This is a genomic window from Rhodococcus sp. MEB064 (genome assembly GCF_000834565.1).
In the GTDB taxonomy this organism is placed as follows: Bacteria; Actinomycetota; Actinomycetes; order Mycobacteriales; family Mycobacteriaceae; genus Rhodococcoides.
Genome location: NZ_JXQS01000015.1, coordinates 16,715 through 32,043, shown reverse-complemented (window position 1 = coordinate 32,043; position 15,329 = coordinate 16,715). Strand labels below are relative to the sequence as shown.

The 15,329-nt window shown below is 65.8% G+C and carries 16 protein-coding genes; 11 read left to right on the top strand and 5 right to left on the bottom strand.

The window, feature by feature from the left end; translation table 11 throughout:
* Positions 1–3: 3 nt before the first annotated feature.
* The 6 genes from RU01_RS07955 (at position 4) to tuf (ending at position 5,682) form a co-directional block, all read left to right on the top strand.
* On the top strand, positions 4–537 hold the full coding sequence (locus RU01_RS07955; protein ID WP_042574004.1) for a DUF3558 domain-containing protein: 534 nt from the start codon (positions 4–6) through the stop codon (positions 535–537).
* Between the two features lie 14 nt (positions 538–551).
* Complete coding sequence (locus RU01_RS07950) at positions 552–1,052, top strand: DUF3558 domain-containing protein (RefSeq protein WP_042574106.1); 501 nt, start codon at positions 552–554, stop codon at positions 1,050–1,052.
* A gap of 299 nt (positions 1,053–1,351) precedes the next feature.
* Positions 1,352–1,726 carry a 30S ribosomal protein S12 gene (gene rpsL / locus RU01_RS07945; RefSeq protein WP_042574003.1) on the top strand — a complete coding sequence of 125 codons (375 nt, stop codon included), beginning with the start codon at positions 1,352–1,354 and terminating at the stop codon, positions 1,724–1,726.
* Position 1,727: 1 nt separating this feature from the next.
* Entirely contained in the window at positions 1,728–2,198 is a 471-nt protein-coding gene (gene rpsG, locus RU01_RS07940) for a 30S ribosomal protein S7 (RefSeq protein ID WP_042574002.1), read from the top strand.
* Between the two features lie 90 nt (positions 2,199–2,288).
* Positions 2,289–4,391 (top strand): elongation factor G, encoded by a 2,103-nt coding sequence (fusA, locus tag RU01_RS07935; protein ID WP_042574001.1) that lies wholly within the window; start codon positions 2,289–2,291, stop codon positions 4,389–4,391.
* A 100-nt stretch (positions 4,392–4,491) separates the two neighbouring features.
* Positions 4,492–5,682, top strand: a complete 1,191-nt coding sequence (tuf, locus tag RU01_RS07930) for an elongation factor Tu (protein ID WP_042574000.1) — start codon at positions 4,492–4,494, stop codon at positions 5,680–5,682.
* A 64-nt stretch (positions 5,683–5,746) separates the two neighbouring features.
* On the opposite strand, the gene RU01_RS07925 is transcribed toward tuf, so the two are convergent.
* Together RU01_RS07925 and RU01_RS07920 are read right to left on the bottom strand one after the other, a co-directional pair.
* Positions 5,747–6,415, bottom strand: coding sequence for a hypothetical protein (locus RU01_RS07925; protein ID WP_042573999.1), 669 nt, complete (start codon positions 6,413–6,415; stop codon positions 5,747–5,749).
* 99 nt (positions 6,416–6,514) lie between these two features.
* Positions 6,515–6,799 (bottom strand): hypothetical protein, encoded by a 285-nt coding sequence (locus RU01_RS07920; protein WP_042573998.1) that lies wholly within the window; start codon positions 6,797–6,799, stop codon positions 6,515–6,517.
* 78 nt (positions 6,800–6,877) lie between these two features.
* Between RU01_RS07920 and RU01_RS07915 the strand changes: the two genes are divergently transcribed.
* The 3 genes from RU01_RS07915 to RU01_RS07905 all read left to right on the top strand — a co-directional run bounded on the left by RU01_RS07915 (position 6,878) and on the right by RU01_RS07905 (position 10,129).
* Entirely contained in the window at positions 6,878–7,642 is a 765-nt protein-coding gene (locus RU01_RS07915; protein WP_042573997.1) for a glutamate racemase, read from the top strand.
* 95 nt (positions 7,643–7,737) lie between these two features.
* Positions 7,738–8,985 (top strand): MFS transporter, encoded by a 1,248-nt coding sequence (locus tag RU01_RS07910; protein ID WP_042573996.1) that lies wholly within the window; start codon positions 7,738–7,740, stop codon positions 8,983–8,985.
* Between the two features lie 70 nt (positions 8,986–9,055).
* Positions 9,056–10,129 (top strand): HoxN/HupN/NixA family nickel/cobalt transporter, encoded by a 1,074-nt coding sequence (locus RU01_RS07905; protein ID WP_231568638.1) that lies wholly within the window; start codon positions 9,056–9,058, stop codon positions 10,127–10,129.
* Positions 10,130–10,134: 5 nt separating this feature from the next.
* On the opposite strand, the gene RU01_RS07900 is transcribed toward RU01_RS07905, so the two are convergent.
* Entirely contained in the window at positions 10,135–11,655 is a 1,521-nt protein-coding gene (locus RU01_RS07900) for a UDP-N-acetylmuramoyl-L-alanyl-D-glutamate--2,6-diaminopimelate ligase (RefSeq protein WP_231568637.1), read from the bottom strand.
* Positions 11,656–11,742: 87 nt separating this feature from the next.
* Between RU01_RS07900 and RU01_RS07895 the strand changes: the two genes are divergently transcribed.
* Both RU01_RS07895 and RU01_RS07890 read left to right on the top strand, forming a co-directional pair.
* Positions 11,743–12,240: a GNAT family N-acetyltransferase gene (locus tag RU01_RS07895; RefSeq protein ID WP_197074717.1), complete on the top strand. Its 498-nt coding sequence runs from the start codon at positions 11,743–11,745 to the stop codon at positions 12,238–12,240.
* Positions 12,237–12,965, top strand: coding sequence for a GTP pyrophosphokinase (locus RU01_RS07890; RefSeq protein WP_082042968.1), 729 nt, complete (start codon positions 12,237–12,239; stop codon positions 12,963–12,965). The genes RU01_RS07895 and RU01_RS07890 overlap by 4 nt, the downstream gene beginning before the upstream one ends.
* On the opposite strand, the gene RU01_RS07885 is transcribed toward RU01_RS07890, so the two are convergent.
* Together RU01_RS07885 and RU01_RS07880 are read right to left on the bottom strand one after the other, a co-directional pair.
* Positions 12,933–13,670 carry an aspartate/glutamate racemase family protein gene (locus RU01_RS07885; RefSeq protein WP_042573995.1) on the bottom strand — a complete coding sequence of 246 codons (738 nt, stop codon included), beginning with the start codon at positions 13,668–13,670 and terminating at the stop codon, positions 12,933–12,935. The genes RU01_RS07890 and RU01_RS07885 overlap by 33 nt on opposite strands.
* Before the next feature lie 9 nt (positions 13,671–13,679).
* The gene (locus RU01_RS07880; RefSeq protein WP_042573994.1) at positions 13,680–15,263 is read right to left on the bottom strand and encodes an NCS1 family nucleobase:cation symporter-1; all 1,584 of its coding nucleotides are present in this window, start codon (positions 15,261–15,263) and stop codon (positions 13,680–13,682) included.
* Positions 15,264–15,329: the final 66 nt, after the last annotated feature.

The following is a 15,329-nucleotide window of genomic DNA, read 5'->3' as shown; positions in this document are numbered from 1 at the left end:
GCCATGACCTCCGCCCGCCTCGCAGTTGCGATCGCGGGTGCGGCGGTCGCCCTCGCGAGCTGTTCGGGAGCGTCGGGGGACACTGCGTCCGACACCCCGGCCACCACCGCGTCGGAAGGTCCCGGCCCGTTCTTCGGAGTCTGCGGCGGCCTCACCGACGACGAGGTGCTCGCCGCGTTCGCCGTGCCGGCTTTTGCTGTCGTGACCCGTAATTCGGTGGGATGCGAGTGGGAGACGTCCGGTCCGACGGGTCCGTCCGTCAGCTTCTCCTGGTACCGCGGCAGTCCCATCGGACGCGAGCGCATGGGCTCGGAGCTCATCGGGCGCCCGGCCGAGGACATCGAGATCGACGGCCAGCCCGGGTTCGAGGCCAGGTCGGAGAACGCGACGGGCCAGACCTATCTGTGCGAGAACGGGCTGCAGTACGGAGACGACTTCGTGCACTTCTCTGTCATGTACGCGGACAGTGTGCCGACGGCCGATCCGTGCGCTGTCGCACGGGGCCTGCTCGAGACGGTTGCGGAGCGTGCGCAGTGAGGAAAGTCGTACCGATGCTGGCCGGCGCCGCGCTGGTGCTGAGTGCATGCGGCACCACCATCGAGGGTCGTGCGGTGGCCGAGGGGATCGATACCGACGGCGGCGAGTTCCAGTCACTGCTCGAAGAGTGCAACACGGTCACGCCGGAGCAGATCGCCGACGTGGTCGGCGGCGACGCGATCGACCAAGGATTCATCGGCGCCATCTGCCGGTGGGACCTGACCGGCCCGGGCGGCGCGGTGAAGGTGACCTTCGACTGGTTCGAGACCGGATCGCTGGCCGCGGAGAAGGACGCCAACGAGCGGATGGGGTGGACGGTGACCGACGTCGAGGTGTCCTCGCGGAAGGCCCTCGAGATCCGTCAACCGGACGACCCGGCGTCGTGCGGCGTGGCGGCGCAGTCGCCGAATACCGGGGTCATCGGCTGGTGGGTGCAGTACCGGCCCGGGAATCCCACCGATCCGTGCCAGGCGGCGACGAAGTTGATGCAGCTCTCGCTCAACCTGTCGGCCTGAGAGTTCGTACTGTCGACAGCGCGCACGCGTTACCCGATGCCGGGCCGTTTTGACCATCAGGCGCGCCGCCGGGTACCGTTACAGGTCGTGCCCGGCCTAGCCGGTACGTCTGTGTGCCTATGCGAGGTACAGCCGTGCTCGTGTTCCTATCGAGCAAGCAACAACGGCTGCCGTGTGGGGGTATGCGACACACCCGACCGCGGGGTGCACGATCCCGCGGAAGCACTACTGGGTGAGGGGCAGCGTTCTCTTGCCCCAACTGCTTGATCCCTGATCATCGACACGAAGAAAGCCGGTTCATGCCAACAATCAACCAGCTGGTCCGCAAGGGTCGCACCGACAAGGTCGCGAAGCTGAAGACCGCTGCCCTCAAGGGCAGTCCGCAGCGCCGTGGTGTGTGCACTCGCGTGTACACCACCACCCCGAAGAAGCCGAACTCCGCTCTCCGTAAGGTCGCGCGCGTCCGCCTGACCACCTCGGTGGAGGTCACGGCCTACATCCCCGGTGAGGGTCACAACCTGCAGGAGCACTCGATGGTGCTCGTTCGCGGTGGCCGTGTGAAGGACCTCCCGGGTGTGCGTTACAAGATCATCCGTGGCTCGCTCGACACGCAGGGCGTCAAGGCTCGCAAGCAGGCTCGCAGCAAGTACGGCGCCAAGAAGGAGAAGAGCTGACATGCCACGTAAAGGCCCAGCACCCAAGCGCCCGCTGATCAACGATCCCGTCTACGGGTCCCCGCTGGTCACGCAGCTCGTCAACAAGATCCTGATGGACGGCAAGAAGTCCACCGCAGAGCGCATCGTGTACCAGGCTCTCGAGCAGGCACGCGAGAAGACGGGCACCGATCCCGTCGTCACGCTCAAGCGCGCACTGGACAACGTCAAGCCGGCCCTCGAGGTCCGCAGCCGTCGTGTCGGTGGCGCCACCTACCAGGTCCCGGTCGAGGTTCGTCCGGGCCGCTCCACCACGCTGGCTCTGCGCTGGCTCGTGTCGTTCTCCCGCGCTCGTCGCGAGAAGACGATGGTCGAGCGCCTGGCCAACGAGCTCCTCGATGCCAGCAACGGTCTCGGCGCAGCAGTCAAGCGTCGCGAGGACACGCACAAGATGGCGGAAGCCAACAAGGCATTCGCGCACTACCGCTGGTGATCGCGTTTCGGGGGCGTCGGGAAACATCCGACGCCGCCCGAGCGTTGACACTTCGACTCACTTCTCTCAACACCAAGGCGGGATGAATTCGTGGCACAGGACGTGCTGACCGACCTGAACAAGGTCCGCAACATCGGCATCATGGCCCACATCGATGCCGGTAAGACCACCACTACCGAGCGCATCCTCTTCTACACCGGTATCTCCTACAAGATCGGTGAGGTCCACGACGGCGCAGCCACCATGGACTGGATGGAGCAGGAGCAGGAGCGTGGCATCACCATCACGTCTGCTGCCACGACGTGCTTCTGGAACGACAACCAGATCAACATCATCGACACCCCCGGGCACGTCGACTTCACCGTCGAGGTGGAGCGTTCGCTCCGCGTCCTCGACGGCGCTGTCGCGGTGTTCGACGGCAAGGAGGGCGTCGAGCCCCAGTCCGAGCAGGTGTGGCGTCAGGCCGACAAGTACGACGTGCCGCGCATCTGTTTCGTCAACAAGATGGACAAGCTCGGTGCAGATTTCTACTTCACCGTGCAGACCATCAAGGATCGCCTCGGCGCCAAGCCGTTGGTCATCCAGTTGCCGATCGGCGCCGAGGACAGCTTCGAGGGCATCGTCGACCTGATCGAGATGAACGCGAAGGTCTGGCGCGGAGAGACCAAGCTCGGCGAGACCTACGAGACCGTCGAGATCCCCGAGGAGCTCAAGGAGCGGGCCGAGCAGTACCGCACCGAGCTGCTCGAGACCGTCGCCGAGTCGGACGAGGCACTGCTGGAGAAGCACTTCAGTGGTGACGAGCTGACCATCGACGAGGTCAAGACGGCCATCCGCAAGATGACGGTCAACTCCGAGCTGTACCCGATCCTGTGTGGCTCCGCGTTCAAGAACAAGGGCGTCCAGCCCATGCTCGACGCGGTCATCGACTACCTCCCGTCCCCGCTCGACGTCGCCGAGACCATCGGTCACGCCGTCGGCGACGAGGAGAAGGAGATCAAGCGTCTCCCGTCGGCGGACGAGCCCTTCGCGGCTCTGGCCTTCAAGATCGCCACGCACCCGTTCTTCGGCAAGCTGACGTACGTGCGCGTGTACTCGGGCAAGGTCGACTCCGGCTCGCAGGTCATCAACTCGACCAAGGGCAAGAAGGAGCGTCTGGGCAAGCTCTTCCAGATGCACTCCAACAAGGAGAACCCGGTCGCGACGGCGAGCGCCGGCCACATCTACGCCGTGATCGGTCTGAAGGACACGACGACGGGTGACACGCTCTGCGATCCGCAGAACCAGATCATCCTCGAGTCGATGACGTTCCCGGACCCGGTCATCCAGGTGTCGATCGAGCCGAAGACCAAGTCCGACCAGGAGAAGCTCGGCACGGCGATCCAGAAGCTGGCCGAAGAGGATCCCACGTTCTCGGTCAAGCTCGACGAGGAGACCGGCCAGACCGTCATCGGCGGCATGGGCGAGCTCCACCTCGACATCCTCGTCGACCGCATGCGTCGCGAGTTCAAGGTCGAGGCCAACGTCGGCAAGCCGCAGGTGGCCTACCGCGAGACCATCACCAAGACGGTCGAGAAGCAGGAATTCACCCACAAGAAGCAGACGGGTGGCTCCGGCCAGTTCGCGAAGGTCATCATCGCCCTCGAGCCCTTCATCGGCGAGGACGGCGCGACCTACGAGTTCGAGAACAAGGTCTCCGGCGGTCGTATCCCGCGCGAGTACATCCCGTCCGTGGATGCCGGCGCGCAGGATGCCATGCAGTACGGCGTTCTCGCCGGCTACCCGCTGGTGAACGTCAAGCTCTCGCTTCTCGACGGTGCGTACCACGATGTCGACTCGTCGGAAATGGCGTTCAAGATCGCGGGCTCGCAGGCCTTCAAGGAAGCTGCCCGTAAGGCCGGTCCGGTCATCCTCGAGCCCCTCATGGCTGTCGAGGTGATCACGCCCGAGGAGTACATGGGCGACGTGATCGGCGACGTGAACTCCCGCCGTGGCCAGATCCAGGCCATGGAGGAACGCAGTGGTGCCCGTGTCGTGAAGGCGCTGGTTCCGCTGTCGGAGATGTTCGGTTACATCGGTGACCTGCGGTCTCGCACCCAGGGTCGCGCGAACTACTCCATGGTCTTCGATTCCTACGCAGAGGTTCCCTCGAACGTCTCGAAGGAGATCATCGCGAAGGCCACCGGAGAATAAGTCTCCGAAGCTGGACCAGGTACCACTCGTCACACCGCACCACCCGTAAGTACATCCGTAATGCTGCATAACGCAGGCAATAACAGTCCAGGAGGACACAGTGGCCAAGGCGAAGTTCGATCGGACCAAGCCGCACGTCAACATCGGCACCATCGGTCACGTTGACCACGGTAAGACGACACTGACGGCTGCAATCACCAAGGTTCTGCACGACAAGTTCCCGGACCTGAACGAGGCGTCGGCCTTCGACCAGATCGACAAGGCTCCGGAGGAGAAGGCTCGTGGTATCACGATCAACATCTCCCACGTCGAGTACCAGACCGAGAAGCGTCACTACGCACACGTCGATGCTCCCGGCCACGCCGACTACATCAAGAACATGATCACCGGCGCGGCACAGATGGACGGCGCGATCCTCGTCGTCGCAGCAACCGACGGCCCCATGCCCCAGACGCGCGAGCATGTCCTGCTCGCTCGCCAGGTCGGCGTGCCGTACATCCTGGTTGCACTGAACAAGGCCGACATGGTCGACGACGACGAGATCATCGAGCTCGTCGAGATGGAGGTTCGCGAGCTCCTCGCCGCACAGGAGTTCGACGAGGACGCTCCCGTCATCAAGGTCTCCGCACTCAAGGCCCTCGAGGGCGACGAGAAGTGGGGCGAGTCGGTTCTGGAGCTCATGCAGGCAGTGGACGACTCGGTTCCGGACCCCGTCCGTGAGACCGAGAAGCCCTTCCTCATGCCCGTCGAGGACGTCTTCACCATCACCGGTCGTGGCACCGTCGTCACCGGTCGTATCGAGCGCGGCTCGGTCAACGTCAACGAAGATGTCGAGATCGTGGGCATCAAGGAGAAGTCGACCAAGACCACCGTCACCGGTATCGAGATGTTCCGCAAGCTGCTCGACTCGGGCCAGGCGGGCGACAACGTCGGCCTCCTCGTCCGCGGCATCAAGCGCGAAGATGTCGAGCGTGGACAGGTCGTCGTCAAGCCCGGAACCACGACTCCCCACACGGAGTTCGAGGGCCAGGCATACATCCTGTCGAAGGACGAGGGCGGTCGCCACACCCCGTTCTTCAACAACTACCGCCCGCAGTTCTACTTCCGTACCACGGACGTGACGGGCGTCGTGACCCTTCCCGAGGGCACCGAGATGGTCATGCCCGGTGACAACACCGAGATGTCCGTCAAGCTGATCCAGCCGGTCGCCATGGACGAGGGCCTGCGGTTCGCCATCCGTGAGGGTGGACGTACCGTCGGCGCCGGACGCGTCACGAAGATCAACAAGTAACACCTGCTCCACACACCGAACGGCGCTCACCCTCGCGGGTGGGCGCCGTTCGGCGTTTCGGCTGTCAGGGCTGGACGACGAGATCCGCCGGGAACCGGGCGTCGATCTCGTAGTGGTCCTCGTACTGGCTGCTCATGCCCGTCACCTGGACCACCGACCCCACTCGCACGGCGGACGTGTCGATACCTGTCTGCGTGTTGATGTAGACGGTGGTCTCACCGCTCTGGTCGGCGATGGTGAACTTCCGACCGAACGGCAGGTCGTCGAGGACCGGGGAGGTCACCCGACCGACCGTGGTGACCAGTGACGACTCGGTCGACTCCCCGATCACCCGCGTGACGACGCGTCGCGGGGCCACCGGATCGGCCGGTCCGATCGGCGTTATCGCGGTGGGCTTCACCACGAGCAACCCGGATTGATCGGCGAGCGTCCCCGTCACGGTGACGGCTGTTCCGATGCCGAGGGTCGATCTCTCGGCCGCGCTGATGTAGATGCCGGCCGTCCGGTCCTCGACGGCGAACCCGACGTCGAAGAAGCTGGACTCGAACGCGCCCGGGGGCGTCGTGATCGTCCCCGATACGGTGACCGTCGCTCCCACACCCTGTGCGCGTGCCTGCGCGATGGGCGGAGCGCCCGGCGGAGCAGCGGTGGCGGTCGGCGCGAGCATTACCGCCGACGTCGCGACGACGGTGAGTGCAGAGCCGACGATGCGGCCTACGGACCCGATGATCATGAGTGTCCTCTCGTCCGATGCGCCGATCCCGTTCGGCGCATCGGATCAACCCTGGTCGTGAAAGCTGCTGTGCAGCAACCCGAGTTGGAGAGGTTCCAGTCAATCGACGGTGAGGTCCTCCACCGTCACGACGACGGGTGTGCGGACCGTGCGGGCGAGGGTTTCCTGGACCGCGAGTGCCACGGCATCGGGATTCCCGGGGTAGCGCACGATGATGTGCACCGAGCACGACTCGTGACCGACGACGACGCCGTCGATACGGCGGCCGGGCAGCACTGTCACGGCTTCGCCGAAGATGCCTGCGTGCAGTCCCGCGACACCGGGAACCTCGAGGACGGCCGCGGCGATCAGGTCGGCCTGTTCGGGTTCGAGCGGTGCGGTCATCGATACAGTCTGCGCGTTGCGCGACCGCGGCGCTCACCTGCGCCGTTCCGGTGCGACGGGACCGGTAGATTGAGGGCCGTGAACGTCGCACTGATCGACTCGGGGCTGGGGTCGCTGCCCACGGCAGCGCACCTGCGTCGTCTGCGTCCGGGTCTCGATCTGCACCTCTACCTCGACCCGGACAACGCACCGTGGGGACCCAAGCCCGCCCAGTGGACGCTGGCGCGAGTCGTGGAGACGGCCGTGCGGGCCGTCGAGGAGGGTGCGGACGTCGTGGTGCTGCCGTGCAACACGGCCAGCGTCATCGCGCTCGACGGGACCCGTGCAGCGTTGGGGTCGGTACCCGTGATCGGCACCGTTCCCGCGGTCAAACCCGCTGCACGCGATCATGACTCGATCGCCATCTGGGCCACGGCCGCCACGACGGCCTCCGCGTACCAGGCGAGGTTGGTGCAGGAGTTCGCCGGATCCGCATCCGTCGCCGCGATCGCCTGCCACGGTCTCGCCGACGCCATCGACCGCGGTGATCTAGACGCGATCAGCGCGTCCATCGCCTCGGCCGCCGAGCGCACCCCGGACGACGTCCAGGCCATCGTGCTGGGGTGCACCCACTATCCGCTGGTCGCCGACCAGATCATGGCATCGCTCGACCCGTCGGTCCGCATGTTCGACAGCGCCGAGGCCGTCGCCGCGCAGACGCTCCGCCGGCTCGACGAGGTCGACATTCAGCATGAAGGATCAGGGTCGCTGTCGGTGACGCTGTCCGGACGCGCCGGCACCCTCCCCGAGAGCGCCCTGCGGTTCGCCGCCGGCCGCGCACTGCTCGCACCCGCAGGAATCTGACCGAGTCGGGAATCAGGACGGGGTCCGGCCGGTTGACCCCGACGGTTACCCGAGCAAACGACTGCGTCGGGGTGCCGCCACGGAAGGGATTCTCGATGACGGTGCGTGACGGAGCAGTGGTCGACAAGGCCGACGTCGGCACGGTCGGACCTCGATGGATGACCAGGACACGCGGCTTCTGGGTCGTCGCGATCGTCTTCTTCGCCGTGATGGCGTCGTCCGCGGCTCCGTCCCCTCTCTACCCCGTCTACCAGGCGCAGTGGGGTTTCGGCGCCTCCACGTTGACCATCGTCTTCGCGGTGTACGTGTTCGCGCTGCTGGCCGCGTTGCTCACGGTGGGATCGCTGTCGGATCACCTCGGTCGCAAGCCCGTCGTGGTCGCATCGTTGCTGCTGCTCGTCGCCAGCCAGGTCGTCTTCGTCCTTGCCGACGGCGTGGGATGGCTCATCGCCGCACGGATCGTGCAGGGTCTCGCCGCAGGTGCGGCCATGGGCGCGCTCACCGCCGCCATCATCGACCTGCAGCCGACGGACACGCTCGGCCCGCTCGTCAGCTCGGTCGCCCCGGCCTTCGGTCTGGGCGCGGGCGGCATCGGCGCCGGACTGTTGGTGCAGTTCGCCCCGGCACCGACGACGCTGGTCTACGTGCTCATCGGCGCGGCGCTCCTGGTGCTGACCGCGTTGATCGTCGCCGTCCCCGAGTCCGCTGTCCGATCCGGCTTCACCGACCGTCGACACGTCGTGCGGGTGTTGACTCCCCGCGTCGGACTGCCCGTCTCGATCCGCTCACGGTTCTGGCCGGTGATTCCCGCGCTGGTGGCGACGTGGTCGCTCGGTGGCTTCCACCTGTCGCTGGGGCCCTCCATCATGGGGTCCGTCTTCGGATTCCGCGGCGCGGTCGTGGGTGGGTTGGACATCTTCGCCATGTTCACCGCCGGAGCACTCGGCGCCGCATCGGCACGCCGGCTGCGCCCTCGGACGGCGATGATCGCCGGAGCGTCGACCCTTGCCGTCGGCATCGTCCTCAACGTGATCGGACTGCACATCGCGTCCGCGCCGCTGTACTTCGTCGGAACCTCGGTATCCGGTTTCGGGTGGGGCGCGACGTTCCTCGGCGCCATGAGCATCATCGGACTGATCGCGCCCGCAGAGCATCGGGGCAGCGTCTTCGCCACGACGCTGGTCCTGAGCTACCTCGCCTTCAGCGTGCCGGCGATCGTCGCGGGTGTCGCCATCCATTCCGCGGGCCTGCTCGTCACGGCCACCGTGTACGGCTCGGCCGTCGTGGCGCTGGCTCTCGGCGCCGTCGTGACGACGACCCTGCGGTCGGACCGACCCGCCTGACCCCACTCGGCGAACGGTGCCCGGATAGGGAAGTATCGGGCCGGTGGATACGGACCTTGCGGTAGGTGACGTGACGGGTCGTGCACGCTTCACGCGCGACGAGATCCCCCGCCTGCTGGGTATGGCGAGCGTGCTGGTTCTTCTGCACGTGATCGGCTGGGGCTTCTTCCTCCATTACGACTCCATCCCGACGATCCACGGACTGACCGGTTCCGACGGTGCCGTGGTCTACGCGGGCGCCGGGGCGCTGGCCTACACGCTCGGCATGCGCCACGCGTTCGACGCCGACCACATCGCCGCGATCGACGACACGACGCGTTTCCTGCTGCAGAAGGGCAAGCGTCCTCTCGCAGTGGGGCTGTTCTTCTCCCTCGGGCACTCGACGGTCGTCTTCGTCTTCGTCGCGGCCATCGCGTTCGCGGCGTCCCGCGCGACGGCGTTCCAGGAGGCGTTCGCGGGAACGGGCGGCATCATCGGAACGCTCGTGTCGGGAACGTTCCTGTACGTCGTCGCCGCGCTGAACATCGCGGTGCTCCTGGGCATCGTGAAGGTGTGGCGGACAGCGAGATCTGGGCAGATCTCCACGGAGACGCTGGATCACCTGCTGGCCAAGCGTGGCCTGATGAACCGCATCTTCCGGGGTCGTTACGACACGATGATCGACCACTCGTGGCAGATGTACCCGCTGGGCCTGCTGTTCGGTTTGGGGTTCGACACCGCCACCCAGGTGGGTCTCCTCGCCGTCGCGGGCACGACGGCCATCGCCGGCGGGCTGCCGCCGATGGCGATCATCGCGCTCCCGGTCCTCTTCGCTGCAGGCATGTCCACGATGGACACCCTCGACGGCGTCTTCATGTCCAAGGCGTACGGCTGGGCCTTCGTCACCCCGGTGCGCAAGATCTACTACAACATCACGATGACGAGCCTGTCGATCTTCGTGGCACTGGTCATCGGCAGTGTGCAGATCCTGACCTTGCTGGGCGACGAGTTCGGGCTCACCGGCGGTGTCTGGGACCTGGTCGCCGCCATCGATCTCAACCTCGCGGGACAGGTGGTCGTCGTCACGTTCGTGGTCGTCTGGATCGGATCCCTGACCTACTACAAGGTGGCACGTATCGACGAGCGGTTCCAGCGCGACACCTGACCGGGTCAGCGCAGGGTGGCCGGCGTGAGCGCGACGATGGCGTCGTGGAGTTCGGCGCGGTCGTCGAAGTACACCGAGGTGCCGCCGAAGTGTTGCCAGGTGTCACTGCCCCGGCCGGCGACGACCACCGTGTCGCCGTGGCCTGCCGACGCCACGGCATGCTCGAAGGCGGTGCGACGATCTGCGACCTCGACCACTCGCACCCCGCGGCCGACCGACCGCACACCGCGGAGGACGTCGGCGCGCAGCGCGGCGGGATCTTCACCGTTGGCACTCTCGTCGGTCACCACGATGTCGTCGGCGTACCGGGCTGCGGTCGCACCGATCTCGAACCGCTTGCCGACGTCGCGGTCACCGGTCGCACCGATGACCAACACCAGCCGACCCGTCGTCGTGCTGCGGAGGTAGGGGAGGATCGCGTGCTGGCCGGACACGTTGTGCATGTAGTCGACGACGGCGGCGAAATCCTGGCCGGCCGCGACGACCTCGCACCGACCCGGAATGCTGTGCAGCGCGGAGATCCCCGCCGCGGCGCGGTGGGCGTCGACGCCGCCCGAGATGAGCGATGCCAGCGCGACGAGAGCGTTGGACACCTGGTGCGGACCCAGCACCTGGAGTGACATCGGAATGTCGGCGATCGGGGTGCGGGCGACGAACCGGGTCCGGTGGCTGGTGCAGTCGATGCGGTCGGCGTAGTAGTCGGCACCCGGGTCGAGCGTCGAACACGTCACCGACGGCACCGCGCACTCCGACGCGAGACGGCGTCCGTGGTCGTCGTCGATCCCGATCACGGCACGCCGGGTGCGGTCGGGCGCGAACAGTGACGCCTTGGTCCGGTAGTACTCCTCCATCGTGGTGTGGAAGTCGAGGTGGTCGCGTCCGAGGTTGGTGAACGCTGCGACCTCGAACTCGACTCCGTCGATCCGATGCTGGGCGATGGCGTGCGAGGACACCTCGAGCGCCGCCGCGCTGCATCCGTTGTGCACGAAGGTCGACAGGGTGCGCTGCAGCACCGTGGCCTCGGGAGTCGTGCGGACGGGAGTCTCGTCCGTGCCTCCGCCGCTGACGGCGACACCGGAGATCACCCCGGCGTGTACTCCCGCTGCTCGTAACCCGGCGTGCAGGAAGTGCGTCGTGCTGGTCTTACCGTTGGTGCCGGTCACGCCGAACATCGTCAGCGCAGTGGACGGGCTGCCGTGGAACCAGGCCGCGAGCGGACCGACGACGGCGCGCGGGTTCGGCACGACGATGGTGGGCAGCGACGACGCCGGTCGATCGCTGAGCACCGCGACAGCTCCGGCTCGAACGGCGTCCTGCTCGAAGTCCAGGCCGTGCCACCTCGCGCCGGGCAGCGCCACGTACAGGTCGCCCGGCTGGACTGCGCGCGAGTCGTCACACAGATCGTTCACCGTGGCGGACTCGACAGGAGAGGTGAGGCGGCCGCCTGCCGCGTCGGCGACGGCGGTGAGAGATCTCTCGGGGCGTCCGCCGGACGGCCGCTCCGGGCGGCGTGACAGTGCGCTCACAACCGGGTAAATACCCGGAAGTGGACACGTCAACCATCGGAGCACCGCTCGTCGGCGCGTCGCGAGGCCACCCGGGACACTGGAACCGTGAGCAGCCCGAACCGCGCCGACGTGTCCTTGGCCCCGATGGCCGCCGATCGCCTTCCCGCATGGATCGAGGAGAGCAAGAGTGAGTACCGGGCTGACCGTGTGCGTTCCGGCGAGACGCTCGAGCAGGCCACCGACAATGCGGAGCAGAGTTTCACGGCGTACTTCGCGGCCGGAGAACCCGCTCCCCACCACCACGTGTTCGACGTGATGGAACGGGACGAGCGCGTCGGGTCGCTGTGGATCGGTCCGCAGTCTCTCGGCAACACCACCGACTGGTGGGTATGGGACATCGCAATCGACGAGCCCCACCGCGGACGGGGTCTGGGCCGTGCCGCCATGCTGCTGGCCGAGCAGGAGGTCGCCGCGTTCGGCGGAACCGTGTTGGGGCTCAACGTCTTCGGATTCAATACGGCGGGTCGACGGCTGTACGAATCGCTCGGCTACGAGACCTCGTCGATACGCATGCAGAAGGTTCTCACCGAGGGCGCACGATGAGCGCAGCGGAGCCGGCACTGTCCGATCTCGTTGCTGCGCGTGAGGATTTCACCCGGTTCATGATGTCGTACCAATTCGGCATGAACGAGCTGACCACCAAGATCGACATCCTGAAGGAAGAGTTCACGCATCTGCACTCCTACAGCCCGATCGAGCACGTGGTGTCGCGGCTGAAATCGCCGCGCAGCATGGTGCAGAAGGCCGTTCGCAAGAACATCCCGCTGACGTTCCCCGCCCTACGCGCGGGACTGTTCGACATTGCCGGCGTCCGGATCACTTGCAGCTTCATTGCCGACACCTACCGGGTCAAGGACATGCTGGCGTCGCAGAACGACGTCCGAATCCTCGACTTCGAGGACTACATCGCCGACCCGAAGCCCAACGGGTACCGAAGCCTGCATCTGACCGTCGAGATCCCGGTGTTCCTGTCCGACCGGGTCGAGCACGTCTACGTCGAACTGCAGATTCGTACCGTCGCCATGGATTTCTGGGCCAGCCTGGAGCACAAGATCTTCTACAAGTACGACGGCGAGGTGCCCCGGTCGATCCGCGACGAATTGCAGGACGCGGCCGACGTCGCCAATCGTCTCGACGTCACCATGGAGCACCTCCACACCGAGGTGCGGGGACTCGATGCCCAGCCGCCGAGGACGACCCGGGGCGCACCGGGTGTCCAGGAGTTGTTCCTGCGATCACTCTTCGCCGGTGGTGAACCCGGCCAGTAGGCCGGTGTACGTCTTCGGGAGAGGCTGCGCGAACTCGCCGCGTCGGGACGTCCGCAGTCCCAGTGTCACCAGCGACTGGACGAACAGTGTTGCGGCGGAGACGCCGTCGACGACGGGGACGCCGATCTCGTCGGAGATGTGCCGACACAGGTCTGCCATCCCTGCGCATCCGAGGACCACCGCGTCGGATCCGTCGACCTCGACGGCCGTACGGCACGCTTCGGTGATGATCTTCAGGGCATCGGGATCGGTCTCGAGGTCCAGCACGGCGATCTCGCAGGCATGAATCCCGCGGCACGCCCGCGCGAATCCGTAGTGGTCGGCCAGATCCTGTGCGCGACCGACGGTGCGCCCCAACGTGGTGACCACGCTGAAGCCCCGCCCGAGAAAACTGGCGGCATGCATGGCGGCCTCGGCGATTCCGACGACCGGTCCGCTCGCGAGCTCCCTCGCTGCATCCATCCCCGGGTCACCGAAGCAGGCGATGACGTATCCGTCGACTCCGTCCTTCTCGCCTTTCGCTATCTCGTCGAGAATTCCGGGGACGGACAGAGCCTCGTCGTAATGACTTTCGATGGATGCCGGTCCCATCGACGGGCTGACCGCCTCGACGCGTGTGCCCGGGCCGACGACGGCCCGGGCACACTGTTCGATCGTGGCGGTCATCGACCACGTGGTGTTGGGGTTGATGACCTTGATGAGCACGTCGTGATGCTAGCTCGACACGGGTGCGTCGAAGTTGGTGACCGCGAGCTTCGTCTTGGTCGCCAGCACGTAGTAGACGACGAATCCGAGGACGCAGCCGATGAACCAGCTGTACTTCGACGCGGTGGACATGCCGGCGATCTCCATACCCTCGAGTGCGCCGTTGAACAGCACCGTGAACATGGCGACCACGGCGCCGACGACGGTGGCGTACACGGCAGCCGGGTTGTATCCCTTGGAGTACCAGTACTGTCCGGTCTTCTCCATCGAGAACAGTTCGTCCACGGTCACCTTCTGCTTGCGGACCAGGTAGTAGTCGGCGATGAGGATGCCGAACAGTGGTCCGATGAACGCCCCCAGCGTCTCGAGAGTCAGGTGGATGACGTCCGGGTTGTTGTAGAGGTTCCACGGCGTGATCAGCACCGACCCGACCGCGGCGATCATGCCGCCGGCGCGCCAGCTGATGCGCTGCGGATCGACGTTGGAGAAGTCGAAGGCCGGGGAGATGAAGTTGGCGACGATGTTGATGCCGATGGTGGCGATCGTGAACGTCAACGCGCCCAACACGATGGCGAAGGTGCTGTCGATACGGGCCACCGTCTCGACCGGGTCGGTGATCAGTTCGCCGAACACCGGCACGGTCAACGACGCCGTGACCACGACGAGAATGGAGAAGACGAGGAAGTTGACGGGCAGTCCGAGGAAGTTGCCGCGCTTGACCGCTCCGTACGACTTCCCGTACCGCGAGAAGTCACCGAAGTTGAGCATCGGACCCGAGAAGTACGACACCACCAGGGCGATCGCGCCGAGCATCACGGGCACCGAACTCCACCCCGTGTGAACGACACCGCCGAGGTTCAGGTCGATCGCGCTCCACCCTGCTTTCCAGATCAGGTATCCGCAGAGCAGGAACATCACGACGTAGACGGCGGGACCACAGAAGTCGATGAACTTGCGGATCGACTCCATGCCGCGCCAGAACACTGCCGCCTGGACCACCCACAGGAACAGGAAGCTCGCCCAGCCCAGGAGTGAGAGTCCGAGGAAGCCGTAATCCCCGACGACGGCATACTTTCCGAGGCTGGGAAAGAGTTTGATCAGCACGATGTCCAGCGCGGCGGACGCCAGGAATGTCTGAATTCCGTACCAGGCAACGGCGATCAATCCGCGGATGATGGCGGGAATGTTGGCGCCGAGGACCCCGAAGACGCTCCGGCACATGACCGGATACGGCACTCCCGTCACCTGAGACGGTTTGGCGACCAGATTGCAGAAGAAGTAGACGATCGAGATACCCACGAGCAGCGAGATCAGAACCTGCCAGCTGGCGAGACCGAGCGCGAAAAGGCTACCGGCGGTGACGTATCCGCCGACGGAATGCACGTCCGACATCCAGAATGCGAACAGGTTGTACGAGCTCCACGTCTGCTTCTTCAGCGGCGCGAGATCGTCGTTCGTCAGGCGTGGGTGATAGCTGTCCTTGATCAGACCCCCGCCGACCGGGTGGCCGGCTGCTTCGACCAGATCATGGGCTCCCGGCTTTGCGCCGGGTGGCGGGTCGAACGGACCCGAATGCGGAACGGTCTGCGTCATGTACTTCTCCTGATCACCGAAGATGCGGAGTGCGAATGACGTAAAAGTAGTGCCGAAGTATTTCGC